This is a genomic window from Thiolapillus sp. (assembly GCF_048562965.1).
Classification (GTDB): domain Bacteria; phylum Pseudomonadota; class Gammaproteobacteria; order Chromatiales; family Chromatiaceae; genus Thiolapillus; species Thiolapillus brandeum_A.
The window spans coordinates 1-3,336 of sequence record NZ_JBHNMF010000363.1 but is presented as its reverse complement, the minus strand read 5'-3'; the positions used below and the strand labels follow the sequence as shown (position 1 = coordinate 3,336).

The window sequence follows — 3,336 nt, the reverse complement described above, 5'->3', positions numbered from 1 at the left end:
CCTATTGCCGCATCTCCAGTTACCTGCAGACCATGGCAAATCAGGGATACAATCCGCTGGTCGCCATTCAAATGGCCTTTTCGGGACAGCTCTATGCTGATAGGGGTGAGTAGTTACAAAAATAGAAATGAAAACAACCCCGCCTGGGTCTTATTTATTAACCCGGGCACCAAATATATCGCCCTCAGCCGCCCGGTCTGCGCTGGTGGCAAGACAGCAATACGCCGCTGTAGTCATTCTACAGCGAGTATTGATAACGCAGCTCACCGGCGCAGACAGGGCGGCCTGTCTTACAGTATCAATTGGTCAGGTGCCTCAAACAGGACGTGTATCGGTGTTGCTGCTTTTGACAAGGGCTTGCCATTGACTGCAAGCCGCGCCTTGATACACGTCCTGTTTGAAGCACTGAGGACGACATATTTGGCACCCGGGTTAATCAACACACGACACACGATAACCATGAGGACATTACCATGAAAACTCTGCTTACCTTTTCAGCACTCGCACTTGTCAGCAACATGGCCTTTGCCGAAACTTTCCAGTACGAGCGCCAACTCGCCAGTGAAGATCTGGATCCCAATATTCCCAGCCTGTCACAGGGTATCAGCAATCCTGCAAAATCGGTGCAACAACCCCGTGTTTCCCTGTTCGACACTTACCGTGGCAACCCGGATACGCAAGTGGGCCCTGTCGAACCGGACAGCATGCCCGTGACACGGCATAACCATATCTTCACTGCTTACGATATGCTCATCGAGACCACCCCGGATCTCGAAGTATAGAATCACAGGCTTCTGTCTTCCGGTATCAAACCGGAAGGCGGCTTGCCTCACCCGGCTGTCCGCAGCCAGTTCAGACGTTCGCGCATACCTGCATCTTTCAATCCATGACTGTCCAGCAACGCCTGCATATCTTCTGTCAGAAGCCTGCGCTGATCGATGTCAAACAACTCCAATGCCGGGCGCACGAAGTCTTCCGGATCTGTCAGCAGTACTGCTGACAGCTCGTCTGCCTCTATGACACTCTTGGGGTGCAACAGGTCGGCGACCAGGGGAGATTCGAGCAACGCAAAATGGGTCTTTCTCGCCAGTGATTCTTCAGCCAGTTCCTGCTCCGCCAGGGAATCACCCGCCGCATTTCGCTGCACTGTCGCCATGATCACATCGATAAGCTGGGCAATGGCCTGCTTGTTTGCCGACTGGTTGTCAGTCAGGCCACAGGCCTGCTCGTAGTGTTTCTCCAGTTCCGACTTGAGATCCAGGATCACCTCGGTTTCTTCGTTGGGCTTCAGCGTTGCCGCCTTTCCCACCAGTTGCCGTAAAGACTGCAGAAACACCAGCAGTTCTTCATGATCCAAGCGCTGAACATCCAACAGGTCTTCATCGCTGAAATCCTGAATCGGGCGGGGAAAAAGCACGTTGTCCAGCTTGCGCATGAAATGGCGCTCATGCCGTCCCGGCCGCTCGCTGAAAGCAATTCGAACCATTATTTGAAGACGGGAATCAGGTTGGTACGAACCCAGTTGCCCGTGTCAGGATAATATTTCCAGCTCTGCTGATCGATAATACTGCGCACCACCTGCCGGTCCCGAAACAGATAATCTATTTTTACCGTTTGTGTGATCTGGTTTTCATCCGACCCCGGCATGGGTGGCCTGAGCACTTCATATTCCGTTACGCGGATATTCTGTGGATCATCTGCAATGGGCGGCTGCTCACTGAGCTTGTCCGCTTCCAGGTAGGACGGCAGGGCTTCCAGAGCACCCCAGCGCACTTCATGAGCGTATTCCCTGAGGCGCAGGTCCAGGGCCTGATTCTTCTTCGCCTTGCTCAGTGTGCCGCAGCCGCCAAGCAGCAGACCGGACAGCAGCGCGAGCAGCACCAGCCCTTTCGATGAAAATATTTTCACACTCCAAACTCCATCCCGATTCATTCAGCTGGTATTATCCCAGCCTATCCCGGTAATGCAAACATACAAATCATGTCCGACACACAATCCCAGGAACCCATAGAAGAGCTCAGCATCAGAGACAGCAAACTCACCCTGCTGGGCACGGCGCATGTTTCGAAAACCAGCGCTGATATGGTCGAAAAGCTGATCGAAAGCAACGAATACGACGCCATTGCCGTGGAGCTCTGCCCCAGCCGCTACAATGCCATCCTCTCTTCGGATTCCCTGGCAAAGATGAATCTCATGGATGTGATCCGCAGTGGCAAGGCCTCCATGGTGATTGCCAATCTGGCCATGGGCGCCTATCAGCAGCGTCTCGCCGAACAGTTCGGCATCGAACCCGGCGCAGAACAGCGCAAGGCCATCGAGCTTGCGCAAAAACACCACCTCCCCGTGTTGCTCATCGACCGGGAGATCGGCACCACCCTCAAGCGCACTGCCAGCAATCTTTCCTGGTGGAAACGCTGGACCCTGTTCACCGGCCTGCTGCTTTCCCTGATCTCCCGCGAGGAAGTCGAGGAAGAGGAAATCGAAAAGCTCAAGGAAGGCGACATGCTGGAAACCACTTTCGCCGAGTTCGCCCACGACAGAGAAGATCTGTTTGTTCCCCTCATCGACGAACGCGATGCCTACATGGCGGCCAGACTCACCCAGGAAGTCGAGGAAAAGGGGCACGAGGACATACTGGCCGTGGTAGGCGCCGGCCACCTGAAGGGAATCAGCAGAAAACTTGAAGAAGGAATCAATGAGCCAGCCAGGCTCATCAGCGAGCTGGATGCGCTTCCCGAGCCTTCACGCTGGCCGAAAATCATCCCCTGGTTCATCGTTGCCCTGGTGTTCATCGGCTTTGGCATCGGCTTCTACCGCAGCCCCGAACTGGGATGGCAGCTTGTCTGGAGCTGGGTGCTGATCAACGGCACCCTGTCTGCAGCAGGGGCTGCGCTGGCGGGCGCCCATCCCCTTACCGTGATTACCGCGTTTGTGGCTGCCCCCATCACTTCGCTGAATCCCACCATCGGCGCCGGCATGGTCACCGCCGCGGCGGAACTGTGGCTGCGCAAACCGACGGTGAAAGACTTCGAACAGCTGCGCCATGACACGACGCACTGGACGGGCTGGTGGAAAAACCGCGTTTCCCGCACCCTGCTGGTGTTCCTGTTCAGCACTTTGGGTTCTGCGGCAGGCACCTATATCGCAGGTTTCCAGATTGCCGGAAAACTGGCTGGAAGCTAAAGGGCGAATTTAGCCCGGAAAACTAATGTAACTAGAGTCTAGAGTTTAGAGTTTCAGAGGAGAAAAACCACTAAAAATCTCAAAAAATAGTTGACATAGCAAGGCGCGGCCTCTCAGAAGAGAAATCAACACAAACTTCTGGAGGCCGCTATG

General features: G+C 54.8%; 4 protein-coding genes. 2 read left to right on the top strand and 2 right to left on the bottom strand.

The window, feature by feature from the left end; all coding sequences use genetic code 11:
* Window positions 1–473 precede the first annotated feature (473 nt).
* The gene (locus tag ACOCD2_RS14815; protein WP_293649218.1) at window positions 474–782 is read left to right on the top strand and encodes a hypothetical protein; all 309 of its coding nucleotides are present in this window, start codon (window positions 474–476) and stop codon (window positions 780–782) included.
* A gap of 47 nt (window positions 783–829) precedes the next feature.
* On the opposite strand, the gene ACOCD2_RS14810 is transcribed toward ACOCD2_RS14815, so the two are convergent.
* Both ACOCD2_RS14810 and ACOCD2_RS14805 read right to left on the bottom strand, forming a co-directional pair.
* On the bottom strand, window positions 830–1,486 hold the full coding sequence (locus ACOCD2_RS14810; protein WP_293649215.1) for a hypothetical protein: 657 nt from the start codon (window positions 1,484–1,486) through the stop codon (window positions 830–832).
* Window positions 1,486–1,908: a hypothetical protein gene (locus ACOCD2_RS14805; protein ID WP_293649212.1), complete on the bottom strand. Its 423-nt coding sequence runs from the start codon at window positions 1,906–1,908 to the stop codon at window positions 1,486–1,488. The genes ACOCD2_RS14810 and ACOCD2_RS14805 overlap by 1 nt, the downstream gene beginning before the upstream one ends.
* Window positions 1,909–1,980: 72 nt before the next feature.
* Here ACOCD2_RS14805 and ACOCD2_RS14800 point away from each other — a divergent pair, with 72 nt between their 5' ends.
* Window positions 1,981–3,183, top strand: coding sequence for a TraB/GumN family protein (locus ACOCD2_RS14800; RefSeq protein ID WP_293649209.1), 1,203 nt, complete (start codon window positions 1,981–1,983; stop codon window positions 3,181–3,183).
* The last annotated feature ends 153 nt before the right edge of the window (window positions 3,184–3,336 follow it).

Coding starts and splice junctions, on each gene's coding strand:
- ACOCD2_RS14815 (WP_293649218.1), top strand. CDS start 474: ATGAAAACTCTGCTTACCTTTTCAGCACTCGCACTTGTCAGCAACATG.
- ACOCD2_RS14810 (WP_293649215.1), bottom strand. CDS start 1,486: ATGGTTCGAATTGCTTTCAGCGAGCGGCCGGGACGGCATGAGCGCCAT.
- ACOCD2_RS14800 (WP_293649209.1), top strand. CDS start 1,981: ATGTCCGACACACAATCCCAGGAACCCATAGAAGAGCTCAGCATCAGA.